Origin of the sequence: Anaeromyxobacter diazotrophicus, from assembly GCF_013340205.1 — a bacterium.
GTDB lineage: Bacteria > Myxococcota > Myxococcia > Myxococcales > Anaeromyxobacteraceae > Anaeromyxobacter_A > Anaeromyxobacter_A diazotrophicus.
This window is the reverse complement of the sequence record NZ_BJTG01000008.1, coordinates 261,496-283,436: the sequence shown is the minus strand read 5'-3', so window position 1 is coordinate 283,436 and position 21,941 is coordinate 261,496. Positions and strand designations below refer to the sequence as shown.

Below are 21,941 nucleotides of genomic sequence, written 5' to 3'. Positions count from 1 at the left end.
GGCTACCGCGATGGGTCCAGGATGGGGTTCGGGGCGCGGGCCATTGTCGCGCGCGACGGAGCGCGTGACCGTGAGTCGCACCCGGTCAAGCCAGCGGAGGGGTCTCGCGGCGGTCGCCCGCCGCGGCCGCTTCACCGCGCGATCGACGGCTCTGCCGCAGGCCGCGCCAGCCCGGGCGCGGCGAGCGGGAGCTCCGGGGCTGCGCCGCGGGGTGCGGCGGCCAGGCTCTCCGCGCGGCCGGGGCGGAGGAGCGCGTTCCGGATGCGCTCGAGCTCGGCCACGACCTTGCGCGAGTAGTCGCGGATCCTCGGCGGGATGTCCCCTTCCGCGAGCAGCCGCTGGATGCGCCCCGGGCCCGCGTTGTACGCCATGAGGGCGAGGTCGGTGGCGCCGAACGTGTCGAGCAGCTGCCGGAAGTAGCGGACCCCGGCCTGGACGTTCGTGTGCGGATCGAGCGCGTCGGCGCGCCGCGCCTGGGGTCGGTGGAGCTGCTCGCGCAGGGTGGGGACGCGCACCTGCATCAGCCCGAGCGCGCCCGCCCGCGACCGCGCGCGGGGGTTGAACGACGACTCGACGTGGATGAGCGCGACGACGAGCAGCGGATCGACGCCGGCGCGGCTCGACTCCGCGAGGACCGTGGCGGCGACCTTGCGGCGGGTGGTGGGCGCGGCGCCGGGCATGCGCTGCGCCACCTGGGCTCGAACGTGCGCCTCGACGTGTTCCGGCGGGATCTGCGGCTCGGCGGCCGGCGGCTGCGCCTCGACCGCCGGCGGGGCGGGCGGCTCGATCGCGGGGACCGCCGCCGCCTGCGGCGGAGAGACCTCGGCTGCCGCCGCGAGGTCCTCGCGCAACGCCGCCTTCCGCGCGCCCGCGCACCCCGCCGCCGACGCGGCGAGGAGCGCGGCCAGCGCGAGGCGCGCGAGCCGAGAACGGGACCGGGAACGCGCCGCGGCCGGACCCATCATCGGCGGCCGCGGACGGCGCGGTTCATCGGGTGGCACGTCGATCCCATCGGCGCTCCTCGCGGTGAGGGGCGATGATGGCAGGACCGGCCTGTCCGCGGCTAGACGCGCGGGTGGGCGGAGGTCGGCGTGCCCGATCGGGACGCGCCGGGCATCCGAGAGCGCCGGAGGCGCGGAGACCGGGGGCGGACGCGTCGCGAGGTCAATCCCTGAAGTTCTGGAACGCGATCGGGATGCCGAGCCCCGCGCCGCGGACGAGCTGCATCACCGCCTGCAGATCGTCCCGCTTCTTGCCGGTGATGCGCACCGCCTCGCCCTGGATGGCCGCCTGCACCTTCAGGCCGGACTCCTTCACCCGCAGGACGATCTTCTTCGCGTCCTCCTGCTTGATGCCCTTCTTGAGCTTCAAGAGCTGCCGCACGTGCCCGCCCGCCGCCGGCTCGAGCTTCTGCGGGTCGAGCCCCTCGAGCGGCACCCCGCGCTTGGCGAGCTTCTCGAGGAGCACGCCGTAGGCGGCCTCGGCGCGCCCCTCGCTGTTCGCCTTCAGGAGGATCGACCCGTCCTGCTGCCGCTCGAGGTCGGTGGCGGTCCCCTTGAAGTCGAAGCGCTGCGCGAGCTCCTTGCGTGCCTGGTTGAAGCCGTTCTCGACCTCCATGAGGTCGAGCTCGGAGACGATGTCGAAGCTGGGCATGTCCCTCTCCTCTCACAACTCGAGCACGATGGGCAGCACCTCGGGCTTGCGGCCGCCCTCGCGCCGGAACCAGCGCCGCACCGCCAGGCGCAGCGCCTCCTCGAGCGCGGCGCGATCCTGCCGAACGGCGGGCGGCAGCTCCTCCAGCGCGCGCAGCACCTCGCCGCGCAGCGCGGTGCCCCCGCTCGACAGCCCGGCCACGCCGCGGGCCAGGATCTCGGGGCCGCGCACCACCGCCCGGCTCGCCCGGTCCACGCACACCACCACCGCGCACAGCCCCGCCTCGGCGAGCTGGCGCCGGTCGCCGATGACCGCCTCCTCGACGGCGGCGCCGAGGGCGTCCCGGTCGGCGTAGACGCGGCCCACCGGCGCGCGCTCGTCGAGCACCCGCGCCCCGCCGTCGGAGAGCTCCAGCACCTCGCCGTCGACGAGCAGGTGCCGGTGCTGGACCCCCTCGGCCGAGGCGTGCTGGGCGTGGCGGGCGAGGTGCCGAAACTCGCCGTGGATGGGGACGAAGCGCTCGGGCCGGGTGAGCTGCATGAGCCGCCGCTGCTCGCCCTCCTGGGCGTGGCCGGAGACGTGGAGCGGCCGCACCTCCTCGTAGGCCACCTCGGCGCCGAGCCGGGCGAGCGCGTTCATCACCTCGCCGATCGCGATCTCGTTCCCCGGGATGTAGCGCGACGAGAGCACGACCAGGTCGCCCGGCTGCACCTCGAGGCTCGGGTGCTCCCCGCGCGACAGGCGCGCCAGCGCGCTGCGCGGCTCGCCCTGGGTGCCGGTGGTGAGGACGCACAGCTCGCGCGGCGGGAGCTCGCGCGCCTCCTCCAGCGAGCAGAGCTGCCACCCGGCGAGCTTCAGGTAGCCGAGCTCGCTCGCGAGCCGGACGTTCTGCTCCATCGAGCGGCCGAGCAGCGCCAGCCGCCGCCCGAGCCCCCGCGCCGCGTCGGCCACCTGCTGGATGCGGTGGATGTTGGAGGCGAAGCAGGCCACGAAGATGCGCCCGCGCGAGCGCTCGAAGGCGTGGTCGAGGGCGGCGCCCACCTCGGACTCGGAGAGCGAGCTCCCCGGCCGCTCGGAGTTGGTCGAGTCGGAGAGGAGCAGCCGCACCCCCTCGCGCCCGAGCGCCTCGACCCGCGCCAGGTCGAAGCCTCGGCCGCCGACCGGCGCCTCGTCGATCTTGAAGTCGCCGGTGTGGAAGAGCAGCCCCTGCGGCGTCCGCAGCGCGAGCGCGCAGGCGTCCGGGATGGAGTGCGTCACCGCCACGAACTCGGCCGAGAGCGGCGCGCCGTCGCCGGCGCCGCGCACCTCGCCCGGCCGGACCTCGCGCAGGTCGGCCTGGACGCCCGCCTCGCGCAGCCGGCCCTCCAGGAGCGCCCGCGCGAAGCGCGGCACGTGGACCGGCGCCTTCACCGCCGCGAGGAGCTGGGGCAGCGCGCCGATGTGGTCCTCGTGCCCGTGGGTGACGTAGATCGCGCCCACCTGCTCCTTCCGCGCGACCAGCCAGGACAGATCGGGGACGATGACGTCGACGCCGATCGCCTCGTTCGGGAACATGACCCCGCAGTCGACGACGGCGATCCGCCCGTCGCACTCGACCGCGAGGCAGTTCATGCCGATCTCCCCGAGCCCTCCCAGGGCGACGATGCGGACGGACGGTGCCACGATCGGTCGAGTATCTCCCAGCCCGTTCGCCGGGCCTGGGTTAAAAGGTGGAGACCTGGTTCTAGGGCGGGGGCGCCTCCCCCGCCGCCGCGATCCGACGCCCCCTCCGTGCCCGACCCCATCCTCGACAGCCTCAACGACGCCCAGCGCGAGGCGGTGCTGCACGGCGAGGGGCCGCTGCTCGTCCTGGCCGGGGCCGGCTCGGGCAAGACGCGCGTCATCGTCCACCGGGTGGCGCAGCTCGTCCTCCGCCAGGGCGTCATGCCGTGGCACGTGCTGTGCGTGACCTTCACCAACAAGGCCGCGGGCGAGATGCGGGAGCGGCTCGAGTCCCTGCTCGGACCGTCCGCCGGCCAGCTCTGGGTCTCCACCTTCCACGCCTTCGGCGCGCGCTTCCTGCGGCGTGAGGCGGCCGCCGCCGGGCTCGACCCCTCCTTCCCCATCTACGACACCGACGATCAGCTCCGGCTGGTGAAGCAGCTCATGGGCGAGCTGAAGCTGCCCGAGGGCGAGCCGGTGACGGCCCGCGACGTCCTCTCCTGCCTCGACCGCTGGAAGAACGACGCGCTCCGCCCGGGCGAGGTGCGGGTGGGCGACCTCGACGTGGAGCGCCAGGCCGCGCGGACCGTCTACGCGCGCTACGAGCAGGCGCTGAAGCGCGCCGGCGCGGCCGACTTCGGCGACCTCCTCATGCGCCCGCTCCACCTCCTGGAGGAGGACGCGGGAGTGCGGGCGCGCTGGGCGGGGCGCTTCCGCCACGTGCTCGTCGACGAGTTCCAGGACACGAACCACGCCCAGGTCCGGCTGGTGCGGCTCCTGCTCGGCCCGAAGCGCAACGTGTGCGTGGTGGGCGACGACGACCAGGCCATCTACCGCTGGCGCGGCGCCGACGTGTCGAACATCCTCGACTTCGACCGCGAGTACGAGGGGGCGCGGGTGGTGAAGCTGGAGCAGAACTACCGCTCCACCCGCCCCATCCTCGACGCCGCGCACGCGGTCATCGCCAAGGCGCACCGGCGCCGCGACAAGAAGCTGTGGACGGCCCAGGAGGGCGGCGCGCCGCTGGCGCTCGTCGTGGGGCAGGACGAGCACGACGAGGCGGAGCGCATCGCGCGGGCGGTCGAGGTGGCGCACGCGCAGGGCGCGGCCTGGGACGCGGTGGCGGTGCTCTACCGCACGAACGCCCAGTCGCGGCCGGTCGAGGCGGCGCTGCGGGCGCGGCGCATCCCCTACGTGGTCGTGCGCGGGACGAGCTTCTACGAGCGGGCGGAGGTGAAGGACGCCGCCGCCTACCTCCGCCTGGCGCTCACGCCCCGCTCCGACCTCGACCTCCTGCGCGTCGTGAACCGCCCCGCCCGCGGGGTGGGCGAGAGGTCGGTGGAGCGGCTCGCCGCCTTCGCGCAGGATCGGGGGCAGGCGCTCTTCGACGCGCTGGCCGAGGTGGACGGGATCCCGGAGCTCACGCCGCGGGCCCGCAAGGCGCTGGGCGAGTTCCGCGCGCTGGTGGCGGGGCTGCACGAGCGCGTCGGGGAGCTCGACGCCGGGCTGGCGGTGCAGGAGGTGCTGACCCGCAGCGCGATGATCGACCGGCTCAAGGAGGAGGGCACCGACGAGGCGGTCGAGCGCGCCGAGAACCTCATGGAGCTCCTCGCCGCCGCGCGCGAGTTCGACGAGGCGCAGGCCGGGCGCCCCGAGGCGCGCGGCGCGGAGGACGCGGACGAGCCCACGCCCCCGCCGCTGGCGCGCTTCCTGGAGCAGATCGCGCTCCTCGGCGACGCCGACGCGCCCACGCCGGAGGGGCGGGTGGCGCTCATGACCCTCCACGCGGCCAAGGGGCTCGAGTTCGACGCGGTGGTGCTCACCGGCCTCGAGGAGGGGGTGCTCCCCTATCGCCGGCCCTGGCGCCGCCCCGAGTCGGCCGACGCCTCGCTCGCCGACGACGACGAGGAGCGGCGGCTCTGCTACGTCGGCATGACGCGCGCCCGGCGCCTGCTCACGCTCAGCCTGGCGCGGCGGCGCATGACCTACGGGGAGTCCGGGCCGACCTTCCACCAGCAGGAGCCGTCGCGCTTCCTGGGCGATCTGCCGCCCGAGCTGTTCGGGCTGCCTACCCTCGCCGCGCCGGCGCCCGCCCCGGTGCGCGCCGCGCCGCCGCGCATCCGCCGGCTGCCGGGCGCGCTCGAGGGCGAGCCGGTGATCGAGCTCGACGGCGAGGACGGGTTCAGCGCCCCCGCTCCGCCATCCGCGCCGCGGGCCGGGGAGCGGGGCCGGCTCGCGCCGCCCCGCGGCGAGCCGCACGTGGAGTACGACGCCGACGAGCAGCGCGGGCTCGCCCCCGGCGACCGCGTCGTGCACGCCTCGCTGGGCGAGGGGGTGGTGCGCGCCTGCGAGGGACCCGGGCCCGAGGCCAAGGTCACCGTCGCCTTCTACGACCGGGGCGAGAAGCGCGTCGTCGCCCGCTACCTGCGGAGGGCGTGAGGTGGGCGCGCCCCGCGGCGGTCGCGAGCCGGTCCGCGCCGGCGGGCTGCGGGTCACCGCGCTTGCCGCCGGCCCGGGGCAGGCGCGGGCGCTCGAGCTCGGCGACGAAGGCCCCGCGGTGGTGGTGCTGGCGAGCGCGCCCGGTGGCGCGGGAGCCTTCCGACCCCTGCTGGAGGCGCTCTCCGGCCGGTTCCGGGCGGTGGCGCTCGAGCTCGCCGCGCCCGACCCGGAGCGCGCCGAGGCGCGCGACGCGCAGCTCGTCGAGGTCGCCGCCGCGGCGCTGGAGGCGCTCGAGGTCGGGCGCGCCGCCGTCGTGGGGCAGGGGGCGAGCGGGCGGGTGGCGGTCGAGCTCGCGGTCGCCCGGCCTGGCCTGGTGGCCGGGCTCGTGCTGGCGGCGCCCGCGCCGCTGGCGCGGCTGCAGGACGTGCACGTGCCGGTGCTGCTCTACCGCCGGGGCCGCATCGTCGAGCACCCGGGCCTCTTCGCGCGCGCCCTCGCGGCGTTCGCCCTCCGGCTGCAGCCCCGGACCGCCTAGCGCGCCGGCGCCAGGGCGCCCTGGCCCAACGTCCGGGTGACCCCACCCGAGACCCGGGGAGGACCGGCACACCCGCCGCCGGGCCGCATACCATCGACGGCATGTCCCTCGACGCGCAGGTGACGGAGCTCCTCGCGCGCGGGCAGCGCGACGAGGCCGCCACGCGGGTGCTGGAGGCGCTCGGGCCGGAGGTGCTCGGCTACCTGCGCGCGGTCCTGCGCGACGAGGGCGAGGCCGGCGACGCGTTCTCGCACTTCGCCGAGTCGGTGTGGCGCGGCCTGCCGGGGTTCCGCGGCGACTCGACCGTGCGCACGTGGTGCTACGGCATCGCCTGGCGCTGCGCCGTGTCGCTCCGGCGCGAGCCGCGCCACCGCCGCGGCGAGCGCCTCGGCTCGACGCTCGCGTCGCAGCTCGCCGGGCGCATCTTCGCCACCACCGCGGTGGAGCGCGAACGGCAGGCGGTCGCGCTCGAGCGGCTGCGCGCGACCCTCGACCCCGAGGAGCAGACCCTGCTCACGCTCCGGCTCGACCGGCGGCTCTCCTGGTCCGAGGTGGCCGACGTGCTGGCGAGCGACGCGCCGGCGCGGCCCGACGAGGCGGCGCTGCGCAAGCGCTTCGAGCGCCTCAAGGCGAAGCTCGCCGACGCGGCGCGCGAGGAGGGCCTCGTGCCGTGACGGCGGCGCCGGGACCGGCGCCCGCGGGCGCGGCGGACGACGGCCGCACGCGCTGCCACGAGGGGGCGCTCTCCGCGCTGCTCCAGGAGCTCGCCCGCGCGCCGCCGGTCCAGGAGGAGGGCTGGGAGCGGCTCCTCGTGCCGGGGGCGGTGGTCGGCCGCTTCGAGCTCCTGCGCGAGGTGGGGCAGGGCGGCTTCGGGGTGGTCTTCGAGGCGGAGGACCGCGAGCTGCACCGGCGGGTCGCGTTCAAGGCGCTCCGGCCCGGCGCCGGCGCGCGGGCGCCCGCCTCGGCCTGGATGGCCGAGGAGGCCGAGGCGGTGGCGCGCCTCAACCACCCCGGCATCGTGACGCTCTACGACGCCGGCCGCTGCGAGGCGGGGCCCTACCTCGTGCTGGAGCTGCTCCGCGGCGAGACGCTGGCCGAGCGGCTCGCGCGCGGGCCGCTCGCCCCGGAGCGCGCGGTGGCGCTCGCGGCCGGGGTGGCGGCGGCGCTCGCTCACGCCCACGCGGCGCGGGTGGTCCACCGCGACCTCAAGCCCGGCAACGTCTTCGTGACCGAAGAGGGCGGGGTGAAGCTCCTCGACTTCGGGATCGCCCACGTCCTCGGGCGCGACCTCAAGTCCGCCGGCACGCCCGCCTTCATGGCGCCCGAGCAGCGCCGGGGCGGCCCGGAGGGGCCGGCGGTGGACGTGTACGCGGTGGGCGCGCTCCTCGCCGCCATGGTGGGCGGCGCGCCGCCCCGGGAACCCGGCGCGGCGCCGCGCCTGCCCGCCGGCACCCCGCGCCCGCTGGCGGAGGTGATCGCGCGGGCGCTCCAGCCGGACCCGGCGCTCCGACCGGCGGACGGGGCGGCGCTGCTCGTCGCCCTGGAGGAGGTCGCCGCGGCGCTGCCGGGCGGCGCCCGCCGCCGCGCCGTGCGGAGGAGGCTCGCGCTGGCGGCCGGGCTCGCCTGCGCCATCCTCTCCGGCGCAGTCGCCGGGCACCTGTGGCGCCGCTGGCACGCGCCGGTCGGACCGGTCCCGGTGGCCGTGGCGGACCTCGAGAACGCCACCGGCCAGCCCGCGCTGGACGGGCTGGCGGGGCTGCTCGCCACCTCGCTCGAGCAGTCCCGCGCGCTCGACGTCGTGACGCGGGCCCGGCTGGTCGAGCTCGCCCGCCAGCGCGGGCGCGAGGAGGCGCGCCTGCAGGGCGACCTGGCGCGCGAGGTGGCGCGCGCGGCGGGCGTGAGGGCGCTGCTCCTCGGCCGGCTCACCCGCGACGGCGCGGGCTACGCCCTGGCGCTCGAGGCGGTGGATCCGGCGGCGGAGCGGCGGCTGTTCGAGGTGCGCGAGGTCGCGCCCGGCGAGGCGCAGCTCTCCGCGCTGGTCGACCGCATCTCGGCGCGCGTGCGGCGCGAGCTCAACGAGCGCGCCGAGGACGTGCGCGCCTCGGAGGTGCGGGTCGCCCAGGCGCTCACCGGGAGCCTCGAGGCCTACCAGCGCTACTTCGAGGGCGAGCAGTGCTCGGAGCGGGTGGCGCGCGTCGGGCAGGCGAGCCTGGACGAGTGCGCCGAGCTCTACCGCCGGGCGCTGGAGGTCGATCCGACCTTCGCGCTCGCGCGCTACGCGCTGGCGGTCGCGCCGCCGGGCGGCCGGGAGCCGGGCGAGGAGGAGCGGGCCCAGATCGCGGAGGCCGTGAAGCACCTCGACCGCGTGCCGGAGAAGGAGCGGCTCCTCATCCGCGCCTGGGCCGCGCACCTCGACGGGCGGGACGAGGACGCCCTCGGCCTCTACCGCACCGCGGCGAGCCGCTTCCCGCGCGAGACCAAGGTGCTGCTGACCGCGGGGGAGTTCCTGCACGACCGCGGCGCCTTCTCGGAGGCGCTGCCGTGGCTCGACCGCGTGCTCGCCCTCGATCCCGCCCACGGCTGGGCCCTCGAGTACCTCGTCGACTCGCTCGGCCACCTGGGCCGGGGCGAGGAGCTGCGCCGGCGGATCGAGGTGCTCCAGGCGCTGCCGCGCCAGCCCGCGGTGCTGCACGCGCTCTCGGAGGCGCGCGGGTGGGCGGGAGACCGCGCGGGCGCGATCGCCGCCGCCCGGGACGAGCTGGAGGCCGGGGGCGGCGCGACCGCGGAGGAGGACCTGGTGAAGGCGCTCGTCTTCGACGATCGCCTGGAGGAGGCCGAGCGCGAGCTCCGGCGGCAGCTCGCCCTGGCCCCGAACGACCCCTGGGCGCGGCTCGACCTGGCGGCGGTGCTCGGCACCCAGGGCCGCCGGCGGGAGGGGCTGGAGCTCCTGCGCTCGCCGGGGTTCAGGGCGGATCCCGGCCACGCGCTCGGGCGCTCGTTGCGGGTGAGCTACCTGGCCGGCGGCGACCCCGCCGCGCTCGCGCGCGAGGCCGAGCACCTCGATCCCGCCGGCGAGAGCGCCAACCTCGCCTCCACCCTCGCCTACGGCCGGCTCCCGGCGCTCGCCGAGCGGCTGGCGAGCCGCCTCGATCCGTCCTCGCCGCCGGCGCGCATGTACGCCGCCGTGCGGCTGTGGCGGGCGGGGAGGCCCGAGGACGCGGCGCGCGAGCTCGCGGAGGCGGAGCCGCGCGATCGGTCGCCGAGCTACACGCTCCCCCCGGCCTTCCTCGCGGCCGAGGTGGCGCTCGACGCGGGCCGCGACCGCGAGGCCGTCGACGCGGTGCGGCGCTTCCACGCCGTCTACGACCCGGTGCGCCTGCTGCGGAGCTGGGCCTATCCGCGCAGCTTCCTCGTCCTGGCGCGCGCCAGCCTGCGCCTGGGCGACGAGGACGCGGCGCGCGGCGCGCTGGCGCGCCTCCTCGCGCTCTGGCGCCGCGCCGACGAGGGGGAGCCGCTGCTCGCCGAGGCGCGCGCGCTGCAGCGATCGCTCGGCCCTGAACGGGGCCGCCCTTGACGCTCGGTCGGCGCCGCCTCCAGCGTGCGGAGCTGGCGCGCCGGCGCGCCGGGCGAGGCGGCCGTCACATCCGCCGCGCCCGAGCCACTGACCGTCGTCCCAGGGAGGAGAGCGTCATGTCAGACGAGTCGAGCGGGTTCACGGCGGAGCCGCGGGGAGGGGACCCGAAGAGCACCAGCGCCGCCGGCGAGCGTACGGGCGAGTCGCCGTCCAAGGGCGGCCGCACCCCGCCCGCCCCGGGGGGCGCGCCCGGCAAGCCGTCGCCCGGCGCGACCAAGGCGGCGGGCGAGCGCGTGAGCGAGACCCCGCCGGCGGGCGATCCCCCGGTGACCGACGCGACCGGCGTGGTGGCCGACCACGTCCAGTCGAGCATCATCCCGCCGGGGACGCCGCCCTGGATCGCCGGAGCGCCGGGGCCGGCGGCGGTGCCGTTCGCGCTCGCCACGCCCCACCACTTCCCGGCCGCGCCCGGGCGGTGATCCTCGCGGTCACCCACGGGTCCGACGAGCACGCGCCGCCGCTGCTGGCGGCGCTCGCCGCCCGCGGGGAGCGCTGCGCCCGCTTCGACGCCGCCAGCTTCCCGAGGCGGGCGGCGCTGCGCATGAGGCAGGGCGCGGACGGCGCGGAGGCGGTGCTCCAGGTCGAGGGCGAGCCCCCGGTGACCGCGGCGGAGGTGCGGGCGGTCTGGTGGCGGCGGGTGCGGATGCCGGAGCTCCACCCGGAGATCTCCGACCCGGCGCACCGGCAGTTCGCCTGGGACGAGTGCGAGCACGCGCTGGGCGCCTTCTGGCTCGCGCTCGCCGGCGCGCGCTGGGTGAACCCGCTCGGCGCCGACCGCGATGCGCACCGCAAGCCGCACCAGCTCGCGACCGCGCGGGCGGCGGGGCTGGAGGTGCCGCGGACCCTCGTCACCAACGACCCGGACGCGGCGCGGGCGTTCGTGGAGGAGCTGGGCGGGCCGGGTCGGGTCCTCTACAAGCCGTTCACCGGGTCGGCGGAGCTGTGGCGCGAGGCGCGCCTGCTGCGCCCGGAGGAGCTCGCGCTCCTGCCGGCCCTCCGCTACGCGCCGGTCATCTTCCAGGAGTACGTGCCCGGGCTCGACCTGCGCGCGACCGTGGTCGGCGAGCGCGTCTTCACCTGCCGCATCGACGCGCGCGAGACCGCCTACCCGGTGGACTGGCGGCTCGACCCGGAGCGTGCGCGGTTCGAGGCGGTGGGGCTCCCGGCGGCGGTGGAGCGCCGGCTGCTCGCCCTCCACCGCACCCTGGGCCTGCGCTACGGCGCGGCCGACCTGCGGGAGACGCCGGACGGGAGGGCGGTCTTCCTGGAGGTGAACCCGGGCGGACAGTGGCTGTTCGTCGAGCGGCGGACCGGGCTCCAGCTGACGGACGCGCTGGCGGGCCTCCTCGCGGGCGGGTGATCGTCACGTCGCCGGGCGCCGCGCGTCCACCCGCCAGGCAGGCCGCGGGCCGCGAGCCGCCGCGAGGAGGGACCATGCACCTCGACCCCGAGCGCCGCGCGCGGCTCGACGCACCGCGGCGTCGCTGGGCGGGGGGGCTCCTCCTGCTCCTCGCGCTGGCCGTCGCCTTCGCGCTCGCCTTCGCGGTGGCCTCCGGCCACGCCTGAGCGGGCGCTCCGCGCGCGACCGCGCTCCAGCCTCCGTGACGATGAGTAGATGTCCACGGACCGTGTGACGGCGCAGGCTGCGCTGACAGTGTAAGGTCGCCGCCTTCACTCGCCGGCCGTCTCCACGGAGGTCACATGCGCCACCCCCGCCCCGGTCTCGCGCCGCTCGTCGCCGCCCTCGCGCTCGCCTGCGGAGGGGGCAGCAAGGCCCCGGCGCCCGGCGCCGCGCCGCTCGCGGCCGACGACGTGGCGACCGCGCGCGACGGCGCGCCGGTGACCATCGACGTCCTCGCGAACGACAGCGCGGCGGGCGGCAGGACGCTCACCGTGACCGCCGTCGGGGCGCCGGCGCGCGGGGCCGCCGCCCTCGCCGGCGGCCGGGTCGTCTACACGCCGGACGCGCCCGGCTTCATCGGCCAGGTCGCGTTCTGGTACACGGTGAGCGACGGGGCGCGCGCGGCGACCGCCACCGTCACCGTCCGCGGCGTGCAGACGCTCGCGCTCCGCGGCCGCGTCTACGACGAGCCGGTCCCCGGCGCCACCGTCACCGCCACCACGGGCGGCGAGAGCTTCACCGCGGTGGCCGGGCCCGATGGCGCCTACACGCTCCCGATCGAGGTGGCCGACCCCGCCGCCACCATCACCCTCGTGGCGCAGGGCACGGCCGCCGCGGGCCAGGAGCAGGTCAAGCTGGCGACGGTGCTCCCCGGCCTCGACGCGCTGCCCGCCGACGCCGCCGCGGCGCACGAGCTCGCGGCCGAGGCCGATCCGAACGTCAACCTGACCAACGTGACCACCGCGCGCTACGCGCTCCTGCAGCAGGCGAACGGCGGCGCGCCGCCGGCCGACGCGACGGCGCTGGTGCAGGCGGAGAAGTCGGTGGACCCGGCCCTGGTGCTCGACCTCGCGTCGGCGATCAAGGCCGCCGTCGACCTGGGTGCGGCCCTGCCCGCGGGCTGCCCGGACACGCTCGCGCTCGCCGCCGACCCCGTCCAGACGAGCGCCTTCACCGCCAGCGCCGGCGCCGCGGTCCTGGCGCAGGCGCGCGACGCGACGCTCGCCGACCCGGTGCTCATGCCGCCGGCGGCGCCGGTCCCCCCCTCGGGCACGTCCTACCTCACCACCACCGCGTCGACCCCAGGCTACCTGGCGCGCTCCGGGGACAGGTTCACCATGGCGCTGGACGGCACCGGGCTCTACGTGACGACGACGGGCGCGAACGCGCTCACCTGGAGCCAGAGCGGCTCGACGGTCGTCCTCGACCTCGCGGCGCCGCTCAGGGTCACGAGCTGGGACAGCATCCAGGACTCCCCGTACCCTCAGGCCGTCCAGGACGCCTACATCGCCGAGCGGCACGACGCCGGGATCTCCACCGCCAACGCGATCGGGCGCATCACCTACCAGGTCTTCGCCCGCGGGGCGCTGGTCGACCTGGTCACGGTCCAGCAGGACTTGACCACCACCTGGGAGGCCGTCACCCTCGGCAGCGGTCCCATGGCCGGCACCTACGGCCCCCTCACCAGCTCGCGGCAGTGGCGGTTCGAGGGCTCGCTGCGCGATCCGGCGCGCGTGCCCACCACCCCGTGGACGGCGGCGCTCGCCGCCGGGACGTGGGCCATGCCCGCCTACTACGCCGCCGGCGTCGACCCCTGGGGCGCGACGCTCCCGGCCCAGTTCAACGGCGAGGCGGTGACGCTCGCGCCCGATCAGACCGGCGCCGGCGCCTACGCGGGGCAGAGCCTCGCCTGGAGCCTGGGCGCCGCCGGGGAGCTCCACCTGCGCTACGCGAGCGGGGACGAGCAGGTGGTCACGCTCCTGGACGCGCTCGACGACGTCCGCGCCGTCTACTGCGAGCGCCTCGACGCGGCCGGCCAGGTGGTCGCCGGCACCTACGACTACGCGTTCAAGTCCGACGTGGCGCCGGCCGCGTTCGCGCAGGCGGTGGTCACAGCCCCCGGGACCTTCTGGCAGACCATGATCAACGCCTGGATGGCCGACCAGTGGGCCGGGCCGGACCTGAAGCTCGAGAACAAGTTCGGGTGGTCGCTCTTCGCCGACGGCAGCGGCCAGCGGATCCACGTGGCCGTCGACCCCAGCGCGACCCCCACGACCAGCGTGGTGGGCGACCCGCTCGCCTGGTCGACGTCGGGCGACGAGGTGGTGCTGGACATGGCGCGAAACGGGGACCTTCACAAGGAGCTCCGCCGCTTCCTGCCCTTCCACCTCTCCCAGGACGGCAACCGGGTCTTCGTGATCGAGCGGTCGGTGCTCCGCGCCACCCCGAGCTCCGCCTACGGCGTCTACATCGCGCCGCGGCTCAACATCTACGTGCGCGCCCCCGTGCCCGTCGCGCCCTGAGGGGCGCGTCACCGCCGTCCGGAGCAGACGACCGCGAGGAAGGTCGTCGGGCGCCGCGCGAACAGCGCGCGAAGGCAGCGCAGGTACGTCCGCGGCCCCGAGCAACGGACGATGGTCGGGCCGTGCAGCAGGACGTCGCGGGTGGTGATGGCTCCCTGCATGGCCGAATGCTCCTCCTCGCCATCGGACGTCGCTCGAGCCGAATCGTTCCACTTGCCGCTTCCAGTGGGCCGAGCGGGGCTGCGGAGGCGCTCGCGGCTTGTACCCGTGGTGGCCCCTCGCAGCAACAGCGCTTCAGGGCTGCGCGTGCTCGGCGTGGCAGCGGGCGGCCGCCGTGAGCGGGCAAGGCCGTGGCGCCGGCGCCGGCGAGCCGCGGCCGGCGCCGTCACCACCAGTGACACCAGCGCGGATCGTAGTCGCTGGAGTCGGGGTCGCAGTAAGGGTCGTAGTACGTCGGGTAGAACGGAACGAGGACCCCGAAGCCGAAGAACGGTCCGAAAAACGGCCTGAAGTGGTGTGGAAAGCGCGGGAACCGCGGGAAGGGGCGATACGGCCCCCGGCGGAACGCAGGCCCAAACCTGGCCGACCCGCGCATGCCACCGTGGACGCCGAGGCCTCCGCCGCGCGCGGACACAATCCCGTGCCCGCCGTGTGTCCCTCGAGCGCCCGCTGATCCGGGCAGCGCCATGCCGACGGCAAGCGAGAGAATGACCGCGGCTCTCCGAAGCATGACCCGATCTCCCTTCTCCCTCGGACCGAGCAAGGATCGCGCCGCGCGCGGCCTGCGCCCTGGCGCGGCGGCGCTGGCCTTGCGCCACGACGCCAGCCCGCAACAGTGTGTGTGAACCTCCGCGGGGAGCGGCGAGGCGGGCGGCCCTTCTCCTGCTGGCGAGAGCGCCGCCTGGCTGCTGGCGACCCTGCGCCTTCCCAGGACGGGTGGTCACATCGGTGGAGCAGGCCCGAGGGAGAAGAGAGGACGGTTTGGGCCTCTTGATTTGCCACAGGTCTCCCTCGGCGCGTCCCAGCCGGCCGAGAGGTGCGCGGCCGTCCAGCGCTCGCCGCCTCGTCGAGCCGGGGCGCCGTCCGGCGAGCGGCGCCGACGAGGCGTCGTCCCCGCGTTCGCGGCGCCGTCCGCGAGATCGGCTCACGATCCGGTACCGCGCTGTCGCTGCGTCCGCGTCGAGCCAGCGGCCTCAGCGCCCTCCCCGCACGCCCCAGAAGTGCTTCCGCCAGCGGCGGTGGATGGAGCGCTTCGGTCCGCGTCCTTCCGGAACTTGTCCATGTGCTCCCGGCCGAAGACGTGCTCCGCGTGCAGGGAGTTGTGATCCCAGCAAGCCACTCTCAGGTTGTCGGCGGTGCTGCGCCCACCGAGCGCCACCGGGCGGATGTGGTCGAGCTCGAGTCGCTTCGTCGAGCCGCAGACGCTCCCGTCCGGCAGGCGGAAGCTGCAGCGGCCGCCGTCCCGCTTCCACACCTCCCGCGCGACCGCCGCCGGGACGTGGCGCGGGTCAGCGGAGGGCTTCTGAGGCGCCGGCCGCGGCCGCTTCACGAGGCCGCGCCGGCGGTCGGTCTTCTCGAGGAGGAGGTCGAGCGCGGCGGTGAGCACCGCCTCGGTGTCGCCGTCGGGGATGGCGTGGGAGAGCGCGTCCTTGGCGGCGTCGAGCTTGGCGAGGAACGCCTTCGAGACGGTGACGTGGTAGCGGCGGAGGTCAGCGTCGAGGGGCACCACCTCATCGCGCGGGCGAGCCGGCGCGGAGAAGAGGTCTGCGTCTGGCTGTACCCTTTCGGACTTCGCCGGCGAAGTCCGTTCGGGTGCAGGCGCGGCGGTCAGCGCCTCCGCGGGCGCGCTCGCGCGCAGTGGCGGGGCGGGGCGCGCGAGGGCCGTGACCACCTCGCGGCGCGGCGGATTCGCGACCGGCCTGAGCTCCGCGACGAGCGCCTCCGCCTCGCGCTTCGAGAGGCCGTAGAAGCGCGGCAGCACCTGGCCCGCGTTCTCAGGGGTGAGTGCCTTCGAGAGCTCGCACACGACGGACATGCAGACGCGGCCGTCGCGGAGCGGCTCCACGACCGCGGGGAAGCGCTGGACGAGCGCAGCCGCGGTCATCCGACGAGCGGCGGCGCTGCTCGTGAGCCGGAGCTCGCGCTCGAGGTATTGGAAGAGCGAGGCATAGCCGAGCGTGCCCCACCCGCGCTTCCGGTCGAAGTCCGCCAGGGCGACGAGAAACTCGGCGAGTCGGCTCCGCTCCCCGGCGAGGAGCGAGGCGATGCGGCGGGAGAGGGCACGGGCGTCGGTCATACCCAGAGTGTCTCATGCGTTTCGCGGGGCTCCTGGGACGCGCGAGCTTCGCGCGGAAGCGGTCCGGAGGGAGGACGCGGCGAGAACGGGTTCGGCCGATCGTAAAGGCTTCCAGTCGCCCGGGGCGGCCGCGGGAGAGGCCTCCTCGCGCCTTCGCGTCCGCCGAAGCGCGAGCCGCGCGGGAACGCGTCAAGCTCCCATGTGGGACGACCCAGTATAGTGACGCACCGTGAATGGCGGTCCGCCCAGCCATGCATCGCCGCCGGTCACGCGTGTTCACCCTCAGAACTCGTCGTGAGCCGGGCCACGCGCGGCCGCCTCGAATGCGCGGCCCCGCCTCGGACGCGACGCCCCAACGTCCAGGAGCGCCCGCGGCCGCGGCGCCGCCCGCCCACCTGCCGCGCCCCTCTCAGCCCCAACCCCGCCCGCTCGCCCGAAACCGCTCCGAGCTGCGGGCAGGATCGCGAGGCCTCTCCCCCGGCCCGATCCCCGCTCCGCGGGGCCAGGGAGAGCAGTGAGCCCGCGGGAATCCCGCAGCTCGCGACTTCCGTGAAGACGTGATGAATCGTCAGGTGAGGGCGGCCCCTCTCCCCGCTCCCGCAGGGATCCGAGCGTGCTCCAGCAGGGCGGGTTATGGCCACGCGCCGCCGAGGCCGCAGGGCCTGGCGGGAGGAGGGTGACGCCGTGGCCAAGACGCAGCAGTCCGTGCTCACGCAGGCCCAGCTCGAGGCGCTCCGCCGCAAGCTCCAGGAGGAGCGAAGGCGGGTGCTGTCGGTCCTGCAGCAGCCGCTCTCGAGCGCGCCGACGGACGAGCCGCGGGAGCTGGAGGAGACGGCGCAGCGCGCCAGCGAGCTGGAGGGAGAGCTCGAGGTCGACGCGCCGGAGACCGCGCTGCTGGCGGAGATCGACCGGGCGCTCGGGAAGATGGACGCCGGCAAGTACGGCCTGAGCGAGCGGACGGGCGCGCCCATCCCCTACGAGCGCCTGATCGCGCTGCCCTGGGCGCGCCACGGCGCCGACGAGTGAGGCTGCTCGCCTCGCGCAGCCGCGACGACGTGACGTCAGGGCCCGACGGCTCGTGCGGGACGTACCTCCTGGCGCGCCGCCACCCAGCCGTCGATCGCCTTCCGGATCGCCGGGGCCGCCCGGTGGGCGGCCTCGATGCCCGCCTGCATGCACTGCTTCTTCTGCGTGAAGTCCAGCATGGCGACCGCGCCGACGGCGGGCGCGATGATCACGTCGGCGTCGCGCTTGGAGTGCTCGGCGTTCAGGGCGAACATGATGTTCGTCGCCTGCATCGTCACGTCCAGGAGGTTCGTGATCCTGGTGTTGGCGACGTCCTCGCTGATGTCGCTGGCGATGACGATGTCGGCGCCCTTGGCCCGCGCCACGGACACGGGGATGTTGTCGACCACCCCGCCGTCCACGAGGAGCTTGCCCATGAGCTGCACCGGCTGGAAGACGCCGGGGATGGCCGAGCTCGCGCGCACCGCTCGCGCCAGAGAGCCGCGGTCGAGGACCACCTCGGTGCCCCAGTTGAGATCGGTGGCGACCGCGGCGAAGGGGATCCGGAGGTCCTCGATGTTCTGAGCCTTGGTCCGGCTCCGCACGAACTGCTCGAGCCGGTCCCCTCGGGCGAAGCCCATCCCCATCACGGCGGTCACGACGCCGAAGTCGAACAGGTCGTCCTTCTCCAGCTTGAAGGCTGTCCACTCCAGGTCGAAGCTGTCGAGGTTGCTGGCGTAGAGGGCGCCGATGAGGCTGCCGACGCTGGTCCCGACGACGAGGTCGATCGGGATGTGCTCCTGCTCGAGGGCGCGGATGACCCCGACGTGCGCGAAGCCGCGCGCAGCGCCGCCGCCCAGCACCAGGGCGATCCGGGGCTTCGGCGGCGGGGCAGGCGGCTGCTGCATGAGAGGCGGGGGTGGGGGGAGCGGGGCCGGCGCGCTCTTGCAGGCCAGCGCCAGCGCTAGGCTCCCGAGGAGCGTGAGGCGTGCCAGGCGCATGGGTCAGGTCCTCCGGCCGCGCAGCATACCGCCGCCGCTCGGGCGAGGAGCAGCGCGAGCCCTTCGCGCGCTGACCTGCGTCCGTGAACTTGGACCCCTGCAGCTACTGCGGCGTGAAGGGGGGAGGCATCAGCGGCCCGCCCCGCTCGCTCAGCGGCCGGCATTGGCACACCTCGCAACCCCGCGCGCGGTCGAATGAACACTCAGGAGCCGTGAGGCAGCGCAAGCCCCGGCTGTCCTCGCAGACCGCCTCCGCGTCCTTGAAGTGGGCACAGCCGACGAAGAGGAAGGCGGCGGCCACGAGGAGTGACCGCGCGAGGCCATGGATGCCGGCGCCGCCTACCCGCACGTCAGTTCGCATGGGCGGCGAAGCGTGCCAGAGCTCCCGAGTCCTCGCAACGAGAAGATCCGAGCGGCCCCGCGACTGCGGCCCTCGGCGCTGCGCTCCACGAACTGAACCACGAGGACCGGCGACCCATCGCGTGAAACCAGCACCCAGCGGCGATGCCTGCCGCTACCGCACAACCACCGCGAGCCCGGCCGCCCCCGCCGCGGCGCGGGCGGCGTCGAGCAGCGCCGGCGCGGGCGGCGCGAGGCCGCTCGCCGGGTCGAGGTGGCCGCCGGGGCGGAAGCGCTGGAGCGCCCAGCGGCGCGCGCCCGCCGCCCACCGCGCCAGCGCCTCCACCTGGCGCTCGTCGTGCACCGGCGCCGCGAGCGTGGTGCGGACCTCGTGGTCCACCCCGGCCCGCAGCGCGAGCGCGAGGCAGCGGCGCGCCCCGGCGGCCTGCCGCGCCGCGCCGGTGAGCCACCCCGCGCGCGCCGGCGTCGCCTTGAGGTCGATGGCCAGGTAGTCGACGAGCCCCTCGGCGAGGAGCGCCGCCACGGCCGCGGGGCGCGTACCGTTGGTGTCGAGCTTCACGCCCAGGCCGAGCGCCTTCACGCGCCGCAAGAGCGGAGCGAGCCCGGCGTGCAGCGTGGGCTCGCCCCCGGTCACCACCAGGCCGTCGAGGCGCCCTCGCCGCGCCGCCAGCAGCCGCAGGACCTCGCCCTCCGGCACCGCGCCCGCCGCGCCGGCGGCGCCCCGGGGGACGAGCGCGGGGTTGTGGCAGTAGCGGCAGGCGAGGTTGCAACCCTGCGTGAACGCCACCGCCGCCAGGCGCCCGGGCCAGTCGACGAAGGAGCAGGGGCGGAGCGCCGCGATCACGGCCGCGCCCGGGGCGCCTCGGCGGGGCGGAGCGAGCGCCGCCGCGCGTACTCCGCCTGCTTGCCCGGGTTCCACTGCTGCAGCGGGCGCAGGTACCCCACGATCCGCGAGTAGACCTCCGCCGCCGCGCCGCAGCGCGGGCAGGTGGGGTGCTCGCCGGCCAGGTAGCCGTGCTCGCCGCACACGGAGAACGTCGGCGTCACCGTGAAGTAGGGGAGCCGGTAGCGCTCGCACACCACCTTCACGAACCGCTTCACCGCCGCCGGATCGTGGATGGCCTCGCCCACGAAGACGTGCTGGACCGTGCCGCCGGTGTAGCGCGCCTGGAACGCGTCCTGGTGGTCGAGGACCTCGAACACGTCGTCGGTGGCGTCGACCGGGAGCTGCGACGAGTTCGTGTAGTAGGGGGCGGCGCCCTGGGCCACCGCCGCCTCGTTGGCGCAGCGGATCGCCGGGTGCCGTGCCTTGTCGAGCCGCGCCAGGCGGTAGCTGGTGGCCTCGGCCGGCGTCGCCTCCAGGTTGAAGGGGGTGCCGGTCTCGGCCTGGTAGCGCTCCAGCCGCGCGCGCATGTGGTCGAGGACGCGCAGCCCGAAGGCGCGGCCGGGGTCCTGCGCGAACGGGACGCCGAGCAGGTTCTCCACCGCCTCGGCCAGGCCCACCAGGCCGATGGTCGAGAAGTGGTTCCGCCAGTACGAGCCGCTGCGCGCCCGGATGTGCCGCAGGTAGTGGCGCACGTACGGGTAGAGCCCCTGCTCCGTGTAGCGCTCCAGCACCTTCCGCTTCAGCACCAGGCTGTCGCGGGCCAGGTCCATCACGCGGTCGAGCCGCCGGAGGAAGTCCGCCTCGTCGCGCGCCAGGTGGCCGAGGCGCGGCAGGTTCACGGTGACGACGCCGATGGAGCCGGTGAGCGGGCTCGCGCCGAAGAGGCCGCCGCCGCGCCGCTCCAGCCCGCGCGTGTCGAGCCGCAGCCGGCAGCACATGCTGCGAGCGTCCTCGGGAGAGAGGTCGGAGTTCACGAAGTTGGCGAAGTAGGGCAGCCCGTAGCGGGCGGTGACCTCCCACAGGCCGTCGAGGCGCGGGTCGTCGTAGTCGAAGCCGGGCGTGACGTTGTAGGTGGGGATGGGGAAGGTGAAGACCCGCCCCTTCGCGTCGCCGCCCGCCATCACGTCGAGGAAGGCGCGGTTGAAGAGGTCCATCTCCGGCTGGTGCTCGCCGTAGGTGGTCTGGCCGCGCGCGCCGCCCACGATCACCGCCTCGCCGCGGAGCGCGGCCGGGCACTCCAGGTCGAGCGTGACGTTGGTGAACGGCGTCTGGAACCCGACCCGCGTCGGCACGTTGAGGTTGAAGACGAACTCCTGCAGCGCCTGGCGGACCTCCTCGTAGCCGAGGCCGTCCTGCCGGATGAAGGGCGCGAGGTAGGTGTCGAGGCTGGAGAAGGCCTGGGCGCCGGCCGCCTCGCCCTGCAGCGTGTAGAAGAAGTTGGCGATCTGGCCGAGCGCGGTGCGGAAGTGGCGGGCGGGCGCGCTCTCGGCCTTGCCCGGCGCGCCGCGGAAGCCGTCCTCGAGGAGGTCGGCCAGGTCCCAGCCGACGCAGTAGACCGCGAGCAGGTTGAGGTCGTGCAGGTGCAGGTCGCCGGCGCGGTGGGCGTCGCGCACCTCCGGCGGGTAGAGCCGCTCGAGCCAGTAGGTCGAGCTGACGTGGCTGGCCACGTAGTTGTTGAGCCCCTGCAGGCTGAACGCCATGTTCGCGTTCTCCGACACCTGCCAGTCGGCCCGCTCCAGGTAGGCGTCGACGAGGGCCACGCTGGCCGCGTCGGAGATCTCGCGCAGCGCGCGGTGCTGCTCGCGGTAGACGGCGTAGGCGCGCGCCGTCCGGCGGTGGGGGCTCGCCAGGAGCACGTCCTCGACGACGTCCTGGACGCGCTCGACGGTCGGCCGGCCCTCGAACGTCGCCGCGGCGATGGCGAGGACGCGCTGGCCGAGCCGCCGCGCCTCGCCCGCGTCCAGCTCGCCGGTGGCCGCGCCCGCCTTGGCGATGGCGGCGATGATGCGCTCGGCGTCGAACGGCACCACCCGTCCGTCGCGCTTCTCGATGTGTTCGAACACGGAGCCCCTCCTCGTGGCGGCCTCGCGGGCGCGGAGGAGGGACCACGGCGCGCGTCGCCGCCCGGGGGCGGCCTGGAGCGCCGAGGACCATCCGCCCTCCCACGAGGCGTGTCGGTCGTGCCGCGGCCGGCTCTCTCCGGCCGCGGGCGCTGGCAGGTCTTCGGGCTCGCGAGCGCTCCGGACTTCCGGAACCTACTGTCCGCCGCTTCCCGACCTTACGGTCAGTGCGTGTGGCGGAGGTCGTTCTCGCTTACCGCTGCGGGGCAGCCCCGGAGTCTCACCGGGTTCCCTTTTCGCCCGGAGCATGGCTCCGGGCACCAGCGCGACCACAACCTACGGTGGTTCGCGGTGGCGGTCAACACCAGAGATTGTGGTGCTCCGGGTCCGGCGGGGATGGGGCCCGCGGTGCGAGGGGGTGGCGGCGCGGCTATACGCAGGCCGGCG

At 75.8% G+C, this 21,941-nt stretch carries 17 protein-coding genes and 1 riboswitch; of the genes, 9 read left to right on the top strand and 8 right to left on the bottom strand.

Annotation, left to right across the window (positions count from 1 at the left end; translation table 11 throughout):
* Window positions 1-131: 131 nt before the first annotated feature.
* The 3 genes from HWY08_RS17275 to HWY08_RS17265 all read right to left on the bottom strand — a co-directional run bounded on the left by HWY08_RS17275 (window position 132) and on the right by HWY08_RS17265 (window position 3,315).
* Entirely contained in the window at window positions 132-851 is a 720-nt protein-coding gene (locus tag HWY08_RS17275) for a lytic transglycosylase domain-containing protein (RefSeq protein ID WP_176067500.1), read from the bottom strand.
* 313 nt (window positions 852-1,164) lie between these two features.
* Window positions 1,165-1,653, bottom strand: coding sequence for a YajQ family cyclic di-GMP-binding protein (locus HWY08_RS17270; RefSeq protein ID WP_176067498.1), 489 nt, complete (start codon window positions 1,651-1,653; stop codon window positions 1,165-1,167).
* A 12-nt stretch (window positions 1,654-1,665) separates the two neighbouring features.
* On the bottom strand, window positions 1,666-3,315 hold the full coding sequence (locus HWY08_RS17265) for a ribonuclease J (RefSeq protein ID WP_176067496.1): 1,650 nt from the start codon (window positions 3,313-3,315) through the stop codon (window positions 1,666-1,668).
* A gap of 108 nt (window positions 3,316-3,423) precedes the next feature.
* Between HWY08_RS17265 and HWY08_RS17260 the strand changes: the two genes are divergently transcribed.
* The 8 genes from HWY08_RS17260 (at window position 3,424) to HWY08_RS17230 (ending at window position 13,886) form a co-directional block, all read left to right on the top strand.
* A complete protein-coding gene (locus HWY08_RS17260) occupies window positions 3,424-5,793 on the top strand; it encodes an ATP-dependent helicase (protein ID WP_176067494.1) in 2,370 nt (789 codons plus the stop codon).
* Between the two features lies 1 nt (window position 5,794).
* The gene (locus HWY08_RS17255; RefSeq protein WP_176067492.1) at window positions 5,795-6,328 is read left to right on the top strand and encodes an alpha/beta fold hydrolase; all 534 of its coding nucleotides are present in this window, start codon (window positions 5,795-5,797) and stop codon (window positions 6,326-6,328) included.
* 101 nt (window positions 6,329-6,429) lie between these two features.
* Window positions 6,430-7,002: an RNA polymerase sigma factor gene (locus HWY08_RS17250; protein WP_176067490.1), complete on the top strand. Its 573-nt coding sequence runs from the start codon at window positions 6,430-6,432 to the stop codon at window positions 7,000-7,002.
* On the top strand, window positions 6,999-9,902 hold the full coding sequence (locus HWY08_RS17245) for a serine/threonine-protein kinase (protein ID WP_176067488.1): 2,904 nt from the start codon (window positions 6,999-7,001) through the stop codon (window positions 9,900-9,902). The genes HWY08_RS17250 and HWY08_RS17245 overlap by 4 nt, the downstream gene beginning before the upstream one ends.
* A gap of 116 nt (window positions 9,903-10,018) precedes the next feature.
* Complete coding sequence (locus tag HWY08_RS17240) at window positions 10,019-10,381, top strand: hypothetical protein (protein WP_176067486.1); 363 nt, start codon at window positions 10,019-10,021, stop codon at window positions 10,379-10,381.
* Window positions 10,378-11,322 carry an MvdC/MvdD family ATP grasp protein gene (locus HWY08_RS17235; RefSeq protein WP_176067484.1) on the top strand — a complete coding sequence of 315 codons (945 nt, stop codon included), beginning with the start codon at window positions 10,378-10,380 and terminating at the stop codon, window positions 11,320-11,322. The genes HWY08_RS17240 and HWY08_RS17235 overlap by 4 nt, the downstream gene beginning before the upstream one ends.
* Before the next feature lie 74 nt (window positions 11,323-11,396).
* Window positions 11,397-11,528, top strand: a complete 132-nt coding sequence (locus tag HWY08_RS22055) for a hypothetical protein (protein ID WP_255499698.1) — start codon at window positions 11,397-11,399, stop codon at window positions 11,526-11,528.
* A 135-nt stretch (window positions 11,529-11,663) separates the two neighbouring features.
* Window positions 11,664-13,886 (top strand): Ig-like domain-containing protein, encoded by a 2,223-nt coding sequence (locus tag HWY08_RS17230; protein ID WP_176067482.1) that lies wholly within the window; start codon window positions 11,664-11,666, stop codon window positions 13,884-13,886.
* Window positions 13,887-13,894: 8 nt separating this feature from the next.
* On the opposite strand, the gene HWY08_RS17225 is transcribed toward HWY08_RS17230, so the two are convergent.
* Both HWY08_RS17225 and HWY08_RS17220 read right to left on the bottom strand, forming a co-directional pair.
* On the bottom strand, window positions 13,895-14,047 hold the full coding sequence (locus HWY08_RS17225; RefSeq protein WP_176067480.1) for a hypothetical protein: 153 nt from the start codon (window positions 14,045-14,047) through the stop codon (window positions 13,895-13,897).
* A 983-nt stretch (window positions 14,048-15,030) separates the two neighbouring features.
* Window positions 15,031-16,182, bottom strand: a complete 1,152-nt coding sequence (locus HWY08_RS17220; protein ID WP_176067478.1) for an HNH endonuclease signature motif containing protein — start codon at window positions 16,180-16,182, stop codon at window positions 15,031-15,033.
* A gap of 684 nt (window positions 16,183-16,866) precedes the next feature.
* On the opposite strand from HWY08_RS17220, the gene HWY08_RS17215 reads away from it, so the two are divergent.
* Entirely contained in the window at window positions 16,867-17,208 is a 342-nt protein-coding gene (locus tag HWY08_RS17215; RefSeq protein ID WP_176067476.1) for a TraR/DksA family transcriptional regulator, read from the top strand.
* Window positions 17,209-17,243: 35 nt separating this feature from the next.
* Here the strand turns inward: HWY08_RS17215 and HWY08_RS17210 are convergent, their stop codons facing one another.
* From HWY08_RS17210 to HWY08_RS17200, 3 genes are all read right to left on the bottom strand, one after another.
* Entirely contained in the window at window positions 17,244-18,188 is a 945-nt protein-coding gene (locus HWY08_RS17210; RefSeq protein WP_176067474.1) for a patatin-like phospholipase family protein, read from the bottom strand.
* Window positions 18,189-18,702: 514 nt separating this feature from the next.
* Window positions 18,703-19,392, bottom strand: coding sequence for an anaerobic ribonucleoside-triphosphate reductase activating protein (locus HWY08_RS17205; RefSeq protein WP_176067472.1), 690 nt, complete (start codon window positions 19,390-19,392; stop codon window positions 18,703-18,705).
* Window positions 19,389-21,497 (bottom strand): ribonucleoside triphosphate reductase, encoded by a 2,109-nt coding sequence (locus HWY08_RS17200; protein WP_176067470.1) that lies wholly within the window; start codon window positions 21,495-21,497, stop codon window positions 19,389-19,391. The genes HWY08_RS17205 and HWY08_RS17200 overlap by 4 nt, the downstream gene beginning before the upstream one ends.
* 134 nt (window positions 21,498-21,631) lie before the next feature.
* Window positions 21,632-21,834, bottom strand: a riboswitch (cobalamin riboswitch).
* Window positions 21,835-21,941: the final 107 nt, after the last annotated feature.

Bases quoted from the DNA above. Each gene is read 5' to 3' on its own strand.
- HWY08_RS17270 (WP_176067498.1), bottom strand. From the start codon at position 1,653: ATGCCCAGCTTCGACATCGTCTCCGAGCTCGACCTCATGGAGGTCGAG.
- HWY08_RS17250 (WP_176067490.1), top strand. From the start codon at position 6,430: ATGTCCCTCGACGCGCAGGTGACGGAGCTCCTCGCGCGCGGGCAGCGC.
- HWY08_RS17240 (WP_176067486.1), top strand. From the start codon at position 10,019: ATGTCAGACGAGTCGAGCGGGTTCACGGCGGAGCCGCGGGGAGGGGAC.
- HWY08_RS22055 (WP_255499698.1), top strand. From the start codon at position 11,397: ATGCACCTCGACCCCGAGCGCCGCGCGCGGCTCGACGCACCGCGGCGT.
- HWY08_RS17230 (WP_176067482.1), top strand. From the start codon at position 11,664: ATGCGCCACCCCCGCCCCGGTCTCGCGCCGCTCGTCGCCGCCCTCGCG.
- HWY08_RS17225 (WP_176067480.1), bottom strand. From the start codon at position 14,047: ATGCAGGGAGCCATCACCACCCGCGACGTCCTGCTGCACGGCCCGACC.
- HWY08_RS17220 (WP_176067478.1), bottom strand. From the start codon at position 16,182: ATGACCGACGCCCGTGCCCTCTCCCGCCGCATCGCCTCGCTCCTCGCC.
- HWY08_RS17210 (WP_176067474.1), bottom strand. From the start codon at position 18,188: ATGCGCCTGGCACGCCTCACGCTCCTCGGGAGCCTAGCGCTGGCGCTG.